General features: G+C 67.6%; 15 protein-coding genes. 8 read left to right on the top strand and 7 right to left on the bottom strand.

What is annotated here, in order from left to right:
• Nucleotides 1-61: 61 nt before the first annotated feature.
• The gene (locus tag TSB10P1A_RS14440) at nucleotides 62-1,132 is read right to left on the bottom strand and encodes a PotD/PotF family extracellular solute-binding protein (RefSeq protein WP_186388637.1); all 1,071 of its coding nucleotides are present in this window, start codon (nucleotides 1,130-1,132) and stop codon (nucleotides 62-64) included.
• A 136-nt stretch (nucleotides 1,133-1,268) separates the two neighbouring features.
• Between TSB10P1A_RS14440 and TSB10P1A_RS14435 the strand changes: the two genes are divergently transcribed.
• Both TSB10P1A_RS14435 and TSB10P1A_RS14430 read left to right on the top strand, forming a co-directional pair.
• Nucleotides 1,269-2,162, top strand: a complete 894-nt coding sequence (locus TSB10P1A_RS14435) for a MurR/RpiR family transcriptional regulator (protein WP_186388636.1) — start codon at nucleotides 1,269-1,271, stop codon at nucleotides 2,160-2,162.
• A gap of 173 nt (nucleotides 2,163-2,335) precedes the next feature.
• Nucleotides 2,336-3,571 (top strand): cyclopropane-fatty-acyl-phospholipid synthase family protein, encoded by a 1,236-nt coding sequence (locus TSB10P1A_RS14430; RefSeq protein ID WP_244293124.1) that lies wholly within the window; start codon nucleotides 2,336-2,338, stop codon nucleotides 3,569-3,571.
• Here the strand turns inward: TSB10P1A_RS14430 and TSB10P1A_RS14425 are convergent.
• A complete protein-coding gene (locus tag TSB10P1A_RS14425; RefSeq protein WP_186388635.1) occupies nucleotides 3,568-4,281 on the bottom strand; it encodes a GntR family transcriptional regulator in 714 nt (237 codons plus the stop codon). The genes TSB10P1A_RS14430 and TSB10P1A_RS14425 overlap by 4 nt on opposite strands.
• A gap of 256 nt (nucleotides 4,282-4,537) precedes the next feature.
• Between TSB10P1A_RS14425 and TSB10P1A_RS14420 the strand changes: the two genes are divergently transcribed.
• The 6 genes from TSB10P1A_RS14420 (at nucleotide 4,538) to TSB10P1A_RS14395 (ending at nucleotide 10,396) form a co-directional block, all read left to right on the top strand.
• On the top strand, nucleotides 4,538-5,626 hold the full coding sequence (locus TSB10P1A_RS14420; RefSeq protein WP_186388634.1) for an ABC transporter ATP-binding protein: 1,089 nt from the start codon (nucleotides 4,538-4,540) through the stop codon (nucleotides 5,624-5,626).
• Nucleotides 5,627-5,664: 38 nt separating this feature from the next.
• Nucleotides 5,665-6,969: a PotD/PotF family extracellular solute-binding protein gene (locus TSB10P1A_RS14415; protein WP_186388633.1), complete on the top strand. Its 1,305-nt coding sequence runs from the start codon at nucleotides 5,665-5,667 to the stop codon at nucleotides 6,967-6,969.
• Nucleotides 6,970-7,086: 117 nt separating this feature from the next.
• Complete coding sequence (locus tag TSB10P1A_RS14410) at nucleotides 7,087-7,980, top strand: ABC transporter permease (protein WP_186388953.1); 894 nt, start codon at nucleotides 7,087-7,089, stop codon at nucleotides 7,978-7,980.
• Nucleotide 7,981: 1 nt separating this feature from the next.
• Entirely contained in the window at nucleotides 7,982-8,809 is an 828-nt protein-coding gene (locus tag TSB10P1A_RS14405; RefSeq protein WP_186388632.1) for an ABC transporter permease, read from the top strand.
• A 13-nt stretch (nucleotides 8,810-8,822) separates the two neighbouring features.
• Entirely contained in the window at nucleotides 8,823-9,569 is a 747-nt protein-coding gene (locus tag TSB10P1A_RS14400) for an aspartate/glutamate racemase family protein (RefSeq protein WP_186388631.1), read from the top strand.
• A complete protein-coding gene (locus TSB10P1A_RS14395) occupies nucleotides 9,566-10,396 on the top strand; it encodes a GNAT family N-acetyltransferase (RefSeq protein WP_186388630.1) in 831 nt (276 codons plus the stop codon). The genes TSB10P1A_RS14400 and TSB10P1A_RS14395 overlap by 4 nt, the downstream gene beginning before the upstream one ends.
• 15 nt (nucleotides 10,397-10,411) lie before the next feature.
• On the opposite strand, the gene TSB10P1A_RS14390 is transcribed toward TSB10P1A_RS14395, so the two are convergent.
• The 5 genes from TSB10P1A_RS14390 to denD are packed head-to-tail and all read right to left on the bottom strand — an operon-like array spanning nucleotide 10,412 to nucleotide 15,043.
• On the bottom strand, nucleotides 10,412-11,200 hold the full coding sequence (locus TSB10P1A_RS14390; protein WP_208987104.1) for a hydroxypyruvate isomerase family protein: 789 nt from the start codon (nucleotides 11,198-11,200) through the stop codon (nucleotides 10,412-10,414).
• Between the two features lie 6 nt (nucleotides 11,201-11,206).
• On the bottom strand, nucleotides 11,207-11,857 hold the full coding sequence (locus TSB10P1A_RS14385) for an aldolase (RefSeq protein ID WP_186388629.1): 651 nt from the start codon (nucleotides 11,855-11,857) through the stop codon (nucleotides 11,207-11,209).
• Entirely contained in the window at nucleotides 11,854-13,116 is a 1,263-nt protein-coding gene (gene otnK, locus TSB10P1A_RS14380) for a 3-oxo-tetronate kinase (RefSeq protein WP_186388951.1), read from the bottom strand. Before otnK ends, TSB10P1A_RS14385 begins: the two co-directional genes overlap by 4 nt.
• A gap of 2 nt (nucleotides 13,117-13,118) precedes the next feature.
• On the bottom strand, nucleotides 13,119-14,063 hold the full coding sequence (gene ltnD / locus TSB10P1A_RS14375; protein ID WP_186388628.1) for an L-threonate dehydrogenase: 945 nt from the start codon (nucleotides 14,061-14,063) through the stop codon (nucleotides 13,119-13,121).
• Nucleotides 14,060-15,043: a D-erythronate dehydrogenase gene (gene denD / locus TSB10P1A_RS14370; RefSeq protein ID WP_186388627.1), complete on the bottom strand. Its 984-nt coding sequence runs from the start codon at nucleotides 15,041-15,043 to the stop codon at nucleotides 14,060-14,062. Before denD ends, ltnD begins: the two co-directional genes overlap by 4 nt.
• Between the last annotated feature and the right edge of the window lie 25 nt (nucleotides 15,044-15,068).

The following is a 15,068-nucleotide window of genomic DNA, read 5'->3' as shown; positions in this document are numbered from 1 at the left end:
GGAGGGGAACCGGAAGGATCCGGCGGCGCGAACACGCCGCCGGGGGAGGGAGACAAGGCCGCTACTGCGCCGTCTTCACCCGCGTCCACTCGCGGTTGTAGAGCTTCAGATCCTGTCCCAGATCCTCGAAGATCTCGAGTTTGTCCATCACCTCCTGCGGCGGATAGATGCTCTCGTTGCCGCGGATCGCCTCGGGGATGAGCTCCAGTGCCGGCACGTTGGGCGTGCCGTTGAGCTGCTGCGAGACGTTGAGCGCGGCGATCTCCGGGCGCAGGTAGAACTCCATGAAGCGGATGGCATTCTCCTTGTTCGGCGCCGAGGCGAGCACGCACATATCCTCCTGGTACATCGTCGCCCCTTCCTTGGGGATGATGTATTTGAGGGTGTCGGGTATCTCCTGGGCGAAGATATTGGCGCCGACATACCAGTGCGCGGCGGCAACGTCGCCCGACTGGACCAGAGGGATGCTGTCATAGGTGAAGGCGCTGATGTTGCCGACCCGCTCGATAATGTAGTCGGCGGCCTGGCGCAGCTCGTCCTCGTCGCGCGAGTTGACAGAGTGGCCGTTCATGATCAGGCCGATGCCGAGCGTCTCGCGCAGGTCGTCGAGCAGGATGATCTTCTCGCCCTTCTCGGCCAATGCGAAGAAATCCGCCCAGCCCTCGATGCCTTCCGCCTTCTGGCGGTTGTAGACGATGCCGACGCTGCCCCACGCATAGGGCAGGCAATACTCGGCCTGTGGGTCGGTCCTGGCGCGGATGAACTGCGGGTCGATGTTCTTGAAGTCGGGATGGCTGCCGATGTCGGTCTTCGCCAGAAGGCCGAGCTGGTGCATGATGTCGTGCATGTGCACGGACGGGAAGACGATATCATAACCCGTCGCCCCGGCCTGGATCTTCGCCAGCATTTCCTCGTTGGTACCATAGGTATCGAGGCTGACCTCGACGCCGAATTCCTCCTTGAACGTCTCCAGGATCTTTGGATTGATGTAATCGCCCCAGTTGTAGAGACTCAGCTTGCCCTCAGCGGCGGCCTGCTGCGGAACAACCGCAAGGACGCCCGCAGACAGCGCGATGACGGCGCCGAGCAGCGCCGTCGACGACTTGGGCTTTACGCCCGATGAGAGTTTCATTGTTCGGCTCCCCTTTTGGAAGGTGAAGGAGTGACCGGGTTTTCTTTGGTCCCGAGCCTTTTTTGTTTGACGAATGAAAGGTGCCATTTAAATTACAAAATCTGCAAATGTTATTTTTCTGTCATGCGAGGTCACCATGCGGGAAGGTTTCGCCAGCTATCCGACCGTCAGCTTCCAGGAACTGGCGGAGAAGATCGAAGCCGCCCTGCCCGGCCTGCCGACGCAGGAGGCCCGGCTTGCCCAGTTCATGCTGCTGAACCTGGACACGCTCGGGCTGGAGACCGGCCGGACCCTTGCGGCCAAGGTGGGAGTGAGCGAGGTGACGGTGGGGCGGCTGCTGCGGCGGCTGGGATGCGACGGCATGCGCGGCCTCAAGGCGATGATGCGAGAACAGTATTCCCTGTCACCCGGCCACGGGCGACAGGCGGGGGCCGTCGCGCCGCCCCTCGACGACCGGCTCGAGCGGGTGCTGAAGGCCGAGGTCGAGGCATTGCACAGCGTCTTCCAGCAGGCCGGCGGCCCGGCCTTCCGCACGCTGGTCGACCTGCTGGCGGGCTCGGCCGCCATCCATGTCACCGGCTTCCAGTCGGTGCGGGGCATCGCGGAGGATTTCGCAAGGCGCTTGGCCATCGCCCGCCCGGCAGTGCGCTACCTCTCCGCCCATGACGGCATGCTGGCCGAATGGCTGCCGGAGAGCGGTACCGCGCCGGACCGGGTGCCGGGCGCCACCTGCCTGCTGCTGGTCGATGTGGTGCCCTATGCGAGGGAGTCCCAGGATCTTGCGCGCATCGCCCGTGCGCAGGGGCGGCGCTGCGCCGTGGTCACCGATGAATACTGCCACTGGGCCAAGGATCTCGCCGATGCCGTGATCCATGCCCCCTCGCGCAGCGGCCTCTACCTGGAATCGACGGTCGGCATCATCTCGGCGCTGAACCTGATCGTCGACGCGGTGGCCGAACGGCAGGACGACGGCGGCGCCGCCCGAATCCACCAGTGGAAGCTGCTTGCCCGCGACATGCGGCTGTTCTAGCGGGGCGAAGATCGGGATCCGAAGCGCCTGCACAACCGGCACAGGCCGGACGCGCGCGTCGCAACCGGTTCGGACAAAACGGAAAGCCGTGGTATCGTGCTCGGTCGGCGGGCTTTGTTCCGCCGCTCGCCTGTGCATGCAAGCCGCCTCCCCGGCAGCCCGCCTGACCTCACATGAGCGCCAGCCCGTCCATGATCTTCCTCCGTCTCCTTCGCTCCATTGTCCGCCGCGGCAGTCTCACGGTCATCGACAGGGCCGGCCGCTCCCATCTTCTGGGCGACGGCTCGCCGCCGGTCGCGACCGTCCGGCTGTCGACCGATGCCTCCGACTGGAAGCTGGTCCGCAACCCGGTGCTCGGCCTCGGCGAAGCTTATATGGATGGCAGCCTCACGGTCGATGATGGACGGCTCTACGAGTTTCTGGACCTCCTTGCCCGCAACTACGGTACCGAGGCCGGCCATCCCTGGATGTCGCTGCTGGAGCGGGCCACCGCACGGCTCAAGCAGTCTAACCCGATGGGCCGAGCCCAGCGCAACGTCGCCCATCACTACGATCTGTCGCCCGCCCTCTACGACCTCTTCCTCGATAGCGACCGGCAGTATTCCTGCGCCTATTTCCGCTCGCCCGAGGACACGCTGGAGGAGGCGCAACTCAACAAGAAGCGACATATCGCGGCGAAGCTGATGCTCGACCGGCCTGGCCTCAAGGTGCTGGACATCGGCTCGGGGTGGGGCGGCATGGCGCTTTATCTTGCCGAAGCCTATGGCGCCGAAGTGACCGGGGTGACGTTGAGCGAGGAACAGTTCGCCCATTCCCAGGCGCGCGCCGCCGCGTCGCCGGCAGGGGAACGCGTGTCGTTCCACCTCAGGGACTACCGCGAGCAGCGGGGGCCGTTCGACCGCATCGTCTCGGTCGGCATGTTCGAGCATGTCGGCAAGCGGCACTACCTGGAATATTTCGGCAAGCTGCGCGAGTTGCTTGCCCCGGACGGGGTCGCGCTGATCCACGCGATCGGCTATTCGGACGTGCCCGCCCCGATCAACCCCTTCATCCGCAAGTACATTTTCCCCGGCGCCGATCTGCCTTCGATGTCGGAAGTGTTCGCGGCGGTGGAGAAGACGGGGCTCTTTGCCACCGATGTCGAGATCCTGCGGCTGCACTATGCCGAGACGCTGCGCCACTGGCGCGAACGCTTCCTCGCCCACCGCGAGGAGGTGCTGAAGATCTACGACGCGCGCTTCCTGCGGATGTGGGAGTTCTATCTGGCGCTGTGCGAGGTCGGCTTCCGGCAGCGCACCAACATGGTGTTCCAGTTGCAACTGACAAAGCGGATCGACACGGTGCCGATCACCCGCGACTACATGGCCGAGGCGGAGCGCGCGGCCGAGGCGCGCGAGGCGAAACGTTAGAAGCCGAGCGCATCCTTGAGCGCCGGAGCGCGGCCCTGCGGCGCAAGGTCGAGATCGGCCTCGATATGGTCGATATGCTCGCCAACCAGCCGTACGAGCCGCTCCGCTTCACCGGCAGCCAGCGCCTCCAGAATGCCGCGATGCTCCGCATGGGCGCAACTGGAGGCATCCGAGCGACCATAGAGTGCGATGACCAGCGAGGAGCGCGCGACCAGTTCCTCCATGAAGCGGTGGAGGATGGCGTTCCCCGCGACTTCGGCCAGCAACAGGTGGAAGTCTCCCGACGCCTTGATCTCCGCCTGGCGGGCCGCCGGGCCGGGAGCGGCGATCTGGCTCGCCTCCTCGGCAATCAGTGCGGCAAAGCGCTCGAGCGCGGCGGCATCGATGCGCGCGCAAGCCTCGCGGGCAATGCCCGGTTCGATCAGCCGGCGGGAGGCAAAGATCTGGCGCGCCTCGTCGGGCGAGGGATTGGCGACGAAGGCGCCGCGGTTGCGCTCGCTGCGCACGAGCCCCTCGAAAGCGAGCATCTGCAACGCCGCGCGCACGACGGTGCGGCTGACATCGAACAGAGCGCCGACCTCGGCCTCCGACAGCTTGGTACCGGGCGCCAGCTTGCGGCCGACAATGGCCAGCCGCAGCCGGTCGCGGATGGCGCCGGCACGGTCGTCGGAAAGCTGGCCGCCGGGGGCGGCGTGGTCGTGAACAGTCATCTCATCTGATTCCCCGCAACCCTTTTAGCGCGTTTCCGCCGCCTCGCACAGGGAGCGCATACGACCCTCACCAAGATTGCATACAATCTTTTCATGTTTTGCCGACAATCGCACAGAATCTGTGCAGTGCGGCAAGATGGCGCTCCGCACCTCACAGCCAGCCTTGCAGAACCATTTGAAAAATCGTTGAAAAGCCCGGAGTTCCGCGACTGGCACGCATGATGCATTGCAGCAGCCACGCCAGAGGGGACCGCATATGAGCAAGGCCGCCGCCATCGACATTGCCTCCGTCACCAAGGTCTACGGATCGACCACGGCCGTGCATGCGATCAGCCTGAAGATCCCGGCCGGCAGCTATTGCTGCCTGCTCGGTCCCTCGGGCTGCGGCAAGAGCACGACGCTGCGGATGATCGCCGGCCACGAGAGCATTTCGGACGGCGACGTGCGGCTCGGCAACCAGGTGGTCACCGACCTGCCGCCGGCGCGCCGCGGCACCTCGATGATGTTCCAGTCCTATGCGCTGTTCCCGCATCTCGATGTCACCGACAATGTCGCCTTCAGCCTGAAGATGAAGGGCGTCGGCAAGCAGGAGCGGCGGCGGCGGGCGCTGGACATGCTCGAACTGGTGCATATGGAGCCCTATGCCGCGCGCCGGCCGGCGCAGCTTTCGGGTGGCCAGCAGCAGCGCGTGGCGCTCGCCCGCGCCTTGATCACCGATCCGCAGGCCCTGCTGCTCGACGAACCGCTGTCGGCGCTCGATCCCTTCCTGAAGGTCAAGATGCGGGCCGAGTTGAAGCGGCTGCAGGCCTCGCTCGGCATCACCTTCGTGCATGTCACCCACTCCCAGGAGGAGGCGATGGCGCTCGCCGACCTGATCGTGGTGATGAATGCCGGGCGGATCGAACAGGCGGCGGCGCCGCGCAGAGTGTTCGAGCAGCCCGCCAATGCCTTCGTCGCCCGCTTCATGGGCGATCACAACGTCATCACCGGCCGCCTTTCGAGCCGCGACGAGCGCGGCGTGACCATCGCCCCGGCCGGTGGCAGGCTGTTTTCCGCCGACGGCACGCCGCCGGACGCAGATGAGGCCATCGACATTGCCGTGCGAACCGACCGGGTGCGGATCGGCCCGGCTAGCGCGCCGGGCCTCGGCTTCACCGGTGTGGTGCAGAACATCGAATATCGCGGCTCGTCGGTGAAGCTCACCGTCGCCGGAGCCGGAGTGGACGACTTCACAGCAATCGTCAGCGACGCCGATTTCTTCGCCGCACCCGTCAAGGTCGGCGATGCGGCGCCGCTCGCGTGGAACCGGGAGGACGCCATCGTCCTCGGCCGCCTCGCTTCCTGAAAATCCAAGGCCGACCATCAAAAGAGAGGGGAACTGAAATGACGACGACACCGACCACCAAGACCGCCACCGGCGCGAGCGGCCTGTCCCGCCGCTCACTGCTGAAGACCGGTGCGGCTGCCGCCGGCCTTGTCGCGGGCAGCGGCGCCATCACCGGCTTCCCGACCATCTGGGCGCAGAACCCGATCACCCTGCGCCAGTTCGGCACCGGCGTGTCGAACCTCAACGCCATCGCCGAGAAGTGCAAGGAAGACCTCGGCATCACGCTGGAAATGACGGCAACCGATTCCGACGCTGCCGCCCAGCGCGCCGTCACCCAGCCGGACAGCTACGACATCGCCGATATCGAATACTGGATCGCCAAGAAGGTGTTCCCGGCCGGTGTGATGCAGCCGATGGAGGTCTCCCGGCTGAAATACTACGACAAGATCGTGCCGCTGTTCATCGACGGCAAGCTGACGCCGGACAGCGTCATCGCGCAAGGAACGGCGCCGCACACGGTCGGCTTCGTCGAGGGCAAGGACTCCACCACCTTCGCCAGCGCCCCGACCGACTGGCTGACCATGGTGCCGACGATCTACAACGCCGACACGCTGGGCATCCGTCCGGACCTCGTCGGTCGCGAGATCACCACCTGGGCCGACATCATGGACCCGGCCTTCAAGGGCAAGACCTCGATCCTCAACATCCCCTCCATCGGCATCATGGACGCGGCCATGATCATGGAGGCACTGGGCGAGGTCCAGTATGCCGACAAGGGCAACATGACCAAGGAGGAGATCGACAAGACCATCGAGTTCCTGATCAAGGCCAAGAAGGACGGCCAGTTCCGCGCCTTCTGGAAGTCCTTCGACGAGAGCGTCAACCTGATGGCCTCGGGCGAGGTGGTGATCCAGTCAATGTGGTCGCCGGCGGTGGCCGCCGTGCGCTCGCGTGGCATTCCCTGCGTCTACCAGCCGCTGAAGGAAGGCTACCGCGCCTGGGGCGGCGGCATCGGCCTCGCCAAGCACCTGTCGGGCGCCAAGCTCGATGCGGCGTACGAGTATATCGACTGGTACCTGTCCGGCTGGGTCGGCGCCTACCTCAACCGCCAGGGCTACTACTCCGCCGCCATGGAGACGGCGAAGGAATACATGTCCGAGGACGAGTGGGGCTTCTGGGTCGAGGGCAAGCCGGCGGCGGGCGACATCCTGTCGCCGGACGGCAGGGTGATGGAAAAGGCCGGTGCCGTGCGCGACGGCGGCTCCTTCAACGAGCGCATGGGCAAGGTCGCCTGCTGGAACTCGGTCATGGACGAGGACCGCTACATGGTCCGCCGCTGGAACGAGTTCATCGCCGCCTGAGGATGATCTCACCGCTCTCCCGGGGCGACCACCGTCCCGGGAGAGCGGCTTCCCGCATCCTGAAACCCCGCACGGAGCCGAGGCATGACCGCCGCCGCCAATCCGCCTGCCCTCCCGATGAGCGAACCGGACGGGACGCTGCCCGCCCGCCGTCTCGCCCGCTTCGGCAGGTCCGCCGCCGCCTATCTGCAGGCAGCGCCGCTGGCGCTCATCCTCGGCGCCTTCCTGCTGGCGCCACTGGCGATGATCGTCGCGGTGAGCTTCTGGGACTACGACTTCGCCCGGCTCTATCCCGATTTCGTGCTGACCAACTATATCGAGACGCTGGGTTCGGCGGTGACCTGGCGGACCTATCTCAACACGTTCAAATATGCGGTGATCGTCTGGGTGCTGACCCTCGTCATCGGCTTCTGGGTCGCCTATTTCCTCGCCTTCCACGTGCGCAGCCAGACCATGCAGATGGTGCTGTTCCTGGTCTGCACCGTGCCGTTCCTGACCTCCAACATCATCCGCATGATCTCGTGGATCCCGGTGCTCGGACGCAACGGGCTGGTCAACACGGCGCTCGTCGACCTCGGCATCGTGCCGGCCCCGGTGGAATGGCTGCTCTATTCCGATTTCGCCGTGGTGCTGGCGATGGTGCATCTCTACACGCTGTTCATGGTGACGCCGATCTTCAACACGTTGATGCGCATCGACCGCGCGCTGGTGGAGGCGGCGCGCGATGCCGGCGCCTCCAGCCTGCAGGTGCTGACCAACGTGATCCTGCCGCTGGCCAAGCCGGGCATGGCGATCGGCACGATCTTCGTGGTGACGCTGGTGATGGCCGACTTCATCACCGTCCAGGTGATGTCGGGCGGGCAGAGCGCCTCGGTCGCCCTGATGATGCGCAACCAGATGTCCTTGCTGCAATATCCGGCCGCCGCCGCCAATGCGGTGGTGCTGCTGGCCATCGTCCTGCTGCTCGTCGCCGCGATCCTGCGCGTCGTCGACATCCGCAAGGAGCTGTGAGATGAGCGAGACTCGCGGCCTCGAATTCTGGATCCTGGCGCTGTTCTTCGCGCTGTTCGTGGTGTTCCTTTACGGACCGCTGTCGGCCATCGTCATCCTGTCCTTCCAGGGACCGGATGGCGGGCTGACCTTCCCGCTCAACGGCACCTCGCTGCACTGGTTCCGCAACCTGACGGAGCGCCAGGCGGTCGGCGATTTCGGCGGCAGCTTCCGCCGCTCGCTGACGCTGGGCATCGGCGTCATGCTGGTCACCGTCGTGGTGTCGCTGCTGGCGGGCCTCGCCTTCCGCCGCCGCTTCCTCGGCGCGACGCCGCTGTTCTACCTGTCGGTCGCGAGCCTCGTGGTGCCCTCGATCATCGTCTCGCTCGGCATCGGCGTGATGTTCCAGCAGGTGGGCCTGCGCCCGGCCTGGTACAGCTCCGCCTTCGGCGCCCACCTGACCTGGACGCTGCCCTTCGGCGTGCTGATCATGTTCGCCGTGTTCAACCGCTTCTCGCCTGCCTACGAGGAGGCCGCCCGCGACCTTGGCGCCAGCGCCTGGCAGACCTTCCTGCACGTGCTGCTGCCGATGATCGCGCCGATGCTGATCGGCGTCGGCCTGTTCGGCTTCACCCTGTCCTATGACGAGTTCGCGCGCTCGCTGATGACCTCGGGCACCTACAACACCCTGCCGCTGGAGATCTACGGCATGACCACCAACGTCACGACGCCGGTGCTCTACGCACTCGGCACCGTGACGACGCTGTTCTCCTTCCTCGTCATCGTGGCGACGCTCGGCGCCATCGTCTGGCTCGGCCGCCGCCGCGCCCGCGGCCAGGGCACCGCGTGACGGGCGGCGGACAATGGACCTCCTGATCGTCAATCCGAACAGCACCGCCTCGATGACCCGTACCATCGAGGCCGCAGCCAAGGCCGTCGCGGCGCCCGGCACGCGCATCATCGCCACGACCTCGCAAGGAGGCCCCGCCTCCATCGAGGGCTATTACGACGAGGCGCTGTCCGTGCCGGGGTTGCTCGCCGAAATCCGCGAGGGCGAACGGGCCGGCGCGAGGGCGGCGGTGATCGCCTGTTTCGACGATACCGGCCTCGACGCGGCGCGGGCGATGGCCCGCATTCCCGTGCTCGGCATCTGCGAGGCGGCGCTGTCGCTCGCCGCTTTCGTTGCCCGCCGGTTCACCGTGGTAACGACGGCGGAGGCCGCGCGCGTCCCGGTCGAGGATCTCGTTGCGCGCTACGGCATGACAGGCCGGGCGAGGGTGCGCGCTGCCGGCATGTCGGTGCTGTCGCTGGAGGATCCGACGTCCGGATCCGGCGAGCTGCTGCGAGCTGAGATCCGGGCGGCACTCGCCTGCGACCACGCGGAGGCGATCGTGCTCGGCTGCGCCGGCATGGCCGATCTTGCCCGGCGGCTCTCGGACGAATTCGGCGTGCCGGTGATCGACGGCGTGAGCGCCGCGGTGAAACAGGCAGAGGCGCTTGCCGCGCTCGACCTGTTCACCTCCAAGCGCGGCGCCTATGCTGCCCCCTCGCCCAAGCGCTACAGCGGCGCCATGGCCTCTTTCGCTCCGATGCCGGCAGGGACCGAATGACCGAACCGACACTGCGCGCACTTGCCCTTGATGAACTTCCGCTCCTGATCGACTGGGCCGCCGGCGAAGGCTGGAACCCCGGCCTCGACGATGCCCCGGCCTTCCATGCCGCCGATCCCGGCGGCTTTCTCGGGCTCTTCCTTGGCACCGAAATGGCGGCAGCGATTTCCGCTGTCGCCTATGGGCCGGGCTTCGGCTTCATCGGCCTCTACATCTGCCGGCCGGACCTGCGCGGCAAGGGGCTCGGGCGCCAGGTCTGGGACGCCGGAATGGCACGGCTCGGCGAGCGCTGCATCGGCCTCGACGGCGTGCCGGCGCAGGAAGACAATTACCGCCGCATGGGCTTTGCCGTTGCCTATCGCACCTTGCGCTTTTCGGGGCACGCGCCGGAGGCGGCTCCGCCGGCCGGCACCCGCATCGTCCCGGCCGATCCCGGTGTTGCCGCCTATGATGCCACCATCTTCCCGGCGCCGCGAGAGGCCTTCCTGTCTGCCTGGATCTCGTCTCCGCGCATCGCGCGCATGGCCCTGCGGGACGGGCGCGTCGTGGGCTACGGCGTCGCGCGAAAATGCCTTCAGGGGTGGAAGATCGGGCCGCTCTTCGCCGACACGCCGGCGGACGGGGCAGCCCTCCTTGCCGCCCTCGGTGAGGCGACGGGCGGAGAGGAGCTGCATCTCGACGTACCCGACACGGGGCACGGCTTCGGGACCTGGCTGGAGCAGGCCGGCTTCGCGCAAGGGTTCGCCACCGCGCGCATGTACCGCAACGGTGTACCGGGGGGCGACCCGGCTCGCGTACTAGCAACGACGACGCTGGAGCTCGGCTGAGCGGCGCGGGGCCGGTCAGACGCCCGCGAAAGCCTTCATCCAGCCGAGACCCTCACTGGTCGTACCGCGCGGCCGGTATTCCGCGCCGAAATGGCCCCGATAGCCGGCATCGCGCAAGGCCGGCAGCAACCAGCCATAGTCGACCTCGCCATGGTCCGGTTCGGCCCGGTCGGGGACTGCGGCGAACTGGATATGGCCGATCAGGTCCATCCAGCGCTCGGCCTGGCGCAGCAGGTCGCCGCGCATGATCTGCATGTGGTAGCAGTCATACATGATGCGGATGCCCTCGCCGCCGCAGTCGGAAATGATCGACGCGGCGCTCTCGCAGTCCGACAGGAAGTAGCCCGGCACGTCGCGGGTGTTGATCGGCTCCAGCAGCAGGCCAACCCCCTTGGGCGCGGCGAGATCGCGGAAGCGGCAAAGGTTGGCGACGAAGGTGCGGCGCGCAGCCTCCCCGTCCGCCTTTCCGGCCATCACGTGGATGTTGCCGGCGCCGATGGCCGCCGCATAGTCGAGCGCCTGCGTGAAGGCGGCGCGCGCCTCGTCCTCGCGTCCGGCAAGGGCAGCGAGCCCGAACTCGCCCTTCGCCACATCGCCGCGCACCGTGTTGAGCCCGAGCACCGGCAGGCCGGTCTCTTTGAGGGCGGCGGCAAGCTCGGCCGCCGGCACGTCGTAAGGCCAGTGCAGCTCGACCGCGCCGAAGCCGGCAGCAGCGGCCGCATGCACCGCCTGGGGCAACGCGAGATCGGTCCAGAGGAAGCCGAGATTGGCCGAAAGCGGCAGGGAGGTCTTGTTCACGGTCATCGCGCCTCAGTCCCATTCCACATCGAAGTGATCGACAATCGAGCGGACCTCGCCCTCGCTCAGGAGACGCGGGTTCATCCCGCGCAGCAGCAGGGCGAGACGGGCGGTCTCCTCCAGCTCCTCCATGGCGTAGACCGCCGCCTCCAGGTCCTTGGCCGCCACCACCGGGCCGTGATTGGCCAGCAGCACCGCGCTGCGGCGGCCGGCAAGCCCACGGATCGCCTCGCCCATGGCGGCATCGCCCGGACGGAAGAACGGCAGCAGCTTCACCTTGCCGAGCCGCATGATCGAATAGGGCGTGAGCGGCGGCAGCACATTGTCCGGATCGACCTCCGGCAGCATCGACAGGGCGACGGAATGGCTGGAATGCAGGTGGACGATGGCACCGGCCCTGGCACCGCGCGTCTCGTAGAACGCCGCGTGCAACGGCATTTCCTTGGTCGGAGCGTCGCCGTCGACATGACGTCCCTGCGCATCGAAACGCGACAGGCGGCCGGGGTCGAGACGGCCGAGCGAGGTGCCGGTGGGCGTGACCAGCAAGCCGCCGTCGGAGAGGCGCAGCGATATGTTTCCCGAGGCGCCGCCCGTCAGGCCGCGGTCGAACAGGGAGCGCGCGAGCGTGCACAGAAGCTCGCGTTGCCGTGCTTCCTCGCTCATGCCGCGCCCTTTTCGGACAGGATCGCCAGCGCGCGCTCGAAGAAGTCCTCGCCGCCGAAATTGCCGGATTTCAGCGCCAGCGCCAACTCGGCCCCTTCGACGCGCAGCGCCGGCACACCGGGATCGATCTCCGGGCCGATGCGCAGCGCCTCGCAGCCAAGGCCGCGCACCACGGCACCCGAAGTCTCGCCGCCGGCAGACACGATGCGGCGGATGCCGGAGCGCGCGAGCTCGCCAGCAAGATCGGCGAACAGGGTTTCGATGGTACCTGCCAGTTTCTCCGTTCCGTAGACGCCTTGGGCGCGCCGCACCTCGTCAGGATCGGCCGAGGAATAGACCAGCGGCGCGGCGTCCCGGTTCTCCAACACGAACGCGCGCAGGGTCGCGACGGTGGTCTTGCCGGACATGGCATCAACGGCGGTGACTTCCAGCGAAGGGTGGTTCGCCTTGTAGCGCGCCACCTGGGCGCGGGTCGCGCGCGAGCAGGAGCCCGACAGCACGACGCCCGGCCCGTCGGCCCCGGCAAAGCTGTCGCTGCCGCCGGCAAGCTCTCCCGCACGGCGGAAGTTCTGCGGCAGGCCGAGCGCAACGCCGGAGCCGCCGGTGATCAGCACCAGCTCTTCGGCGGCCGCGCCGATGGCGTGAAGATCCGCATCCGCGATCGCATCGACGACCACCGGGCCGGCACCGGCGGCAAGCTCGCGGGCAAGGCCGGCGGCGATGGCTTCGGCACCCTTGGCGACATCAGCATGGGCGACATGGCCGACCTTGCGCGGCGTCTGCAGGGCGAGCCAGCGGCGGATGTCCGGATCGGTCATCGGCGTCAGCGGGTGATCCTGCATGCCGGACTCGCTGAGCAACCGGTCGCCGACGAAAAGATGCCCCTGGTAGAGCGTGCGGCCCGTACCGGGAAAGGCCGGGCAGACGATGGCGGTCTTCGCCCCGAGCCGGTCCATCAGCGCATCGATGACCGGGCCGATATTGCCTTGCGGCGTGGAATCGAAGGTCGAGCAGTATTTGAAGAAGATCTGTCGGCAGCCCTGCGCCAGCAGCCAGTCGAGCGCCGCCAGCGACTGTTCGACCGCCTCGGCAACCGGCACGCTGCGGGTCTTGAGCGCGACGACGCCAGCCTCGACGCCGGGCGCGGCCGGACCTTCCGGCAGGCCGCAATATTGCGTGACCGCCATGCCGCCCTTGACCAGCGTGTTGGCAAGATCCGAGGAGCCGGTGAAATCGTCGCCGATGCAGCCGAGCAGCATGGTCAATCCTTGTCCCTGGAGGCTCCACCCGATGCCGGAACGCCCGGCAGGGCGATGTTGCCCTCGCGGGCATAGATCTTGGCGACCGCCACGTCGCCCTCGCGGCCGAGACCGGCATCGTGCGCGGCCCGGAAGCGGGCGAGCGCTGTCTCCGTCAACGGCACGGAGAGCCCGCCGGCGGAGGCCGCCTCGGCGACGATGCCGAGATCCTTGACGAAGATATCGACTGCCGAATGCGGGCGATAGTCGCCGCCCGCGATGAACGGCCCGCGGTTCTCGAACATCCAGGACGAGCCGGCGCAGCGCGAGATCACCTCCACCATGCGCGCCACCTCAATGCCCTGGCCGACGCCGAAGGTGAGCGCCTCGGCGGTGGCGGCGATGTGGACGCCGGCAAGCAACTGGTTGACCACCTTCATCGCCGAACCGGGGCCGGCGCGGTCGCCGAGCTCGAACACCGTCTCGGCCATCGCATTGAGCGCCGGCCGGGCCGCCACGAAGGCCTCCGCCGTGCCGGAGGCCATGATCGACAGGCGCCCCTCGGCGGCGCGGACCGCACCGCCGGAGATCGGCGCGTCGAGATAGAGCAGGCCGGTTTCGGCCAGCTTCGCCTCGAAACGCACGGCGTATTCAGGCGCGAAGGTTGCGCAGGAGACGACGACGGTGCCGGGGCGAAGATGCGGCGCGATGCCGTCCTCGCCGAAGAGCACGGCCTCGGTCTGGGCCGCGTTGACGACGACCAGCACGACCGCCGAGGCGTTGCGTAGCGCTGCGTCGCGAGCCGCGCGATCGGCGGCACTGCGCCCGCCATCCGCCTCGAAGGCGGCCATGGCAGCCGGCTCCCGGTCGATGCCGGTGACGGCAAGGCCGGCGCGCAGCAGCGAGCGCGCCATGCCGAGCCCCATGGCGCCGAGGCCGATGACGACGATGGGACCGGTTTTGCTCATGACGCCGCTCCCGCGTGATCCTCAAGATAGGCGGTGATGATCGCCTCGATAGAGGCATCGCCGGCAAAGCCGAGATCGAGCGCGCGGCGCGTGTCGAAGGCCTTCGGCCAGGTGGAGATGATCGCCTCCACGGCGGGATCGGGCTGGTGACGGATCAGGGCGACCGCCGCATCGCCCGCCACCTTGCGCAGCGCCTCGATCTGCTCGCCGACGGTCACCGAGACGCCGGGCAGCGTGATGTTGCGACGCCCGCCCATGGCGGCACTGTCGAGATCGCCGGCATGGACGAGATAGCCGACGGCCGCGCGCGGGCTGGCCAGCCAGTGGCGCACGTCGGTGCCGACCGGCAGCACGGCTTCCTTGCCGGCAAGCGGCTCGCGCAGGATGGAGGAGAAGAAGCCGGAGGCCGCCGCATTGGGCTTGCCCGGCCGGATCACGATGGTCGGCAGGCGCAGGCCGATGCCGTCGAAGAAGCCGCGGCGGCTGTAGTCGGCAAGCAGCAATTCGCCGATGGCTTTCTGCGTGCCGTAGCTCGACAGCGGGGTAACGACGTAATCGTCGCCGATGACATCGGGCAGGGGACTGCCGAACACCGCCAGCGACGAGGTGAAGACGACGCGGGGGCAATAGCCCGAACGCGCGTTCTCGGCGCGGATCGCCTCGAACAGATGGCGGGTGCCGTCGAGATTGATCCGGTAGCCCTTCTCGAAATCGCGCTCGGCCTCACCGGAGACGATCGCGGCGAGATGGTAGATGACGTCGGGACGGGAGGCGACGAGACGCTCGGCCTCACCGGGCGCGCTGAGGTCGCCGGTTTCGATCGCAACCGGGATGCCGCCCTCCGGCGCGCGGGCCGGGACGACATCGAAAAGCGTCAGGTGCGAGAGGGCGCCGCCGGCGAGGGTTCCCCGCGCGGCCAGCGCCCCGGCCAGCCCCTGGCCGAGCATGCCGCCACCACCGATGATGAGGCAGGTCGTCATTGTCACTCTCTCCTTGCGGGCGGCA

The organism is Stappia sp. TSB10P1A (assembly GCF_900185725.1).
Taxonomy (GTDB): Bacteria; Pseudomonadota; Alphaproteobacteria; order Rhizobiales; family Stappiaceae; genus Stappia.
Note: the sequence above shows the minus strand (reverse complement) of the source record. Positions and strands in the feature narration are given on the sequence as shown.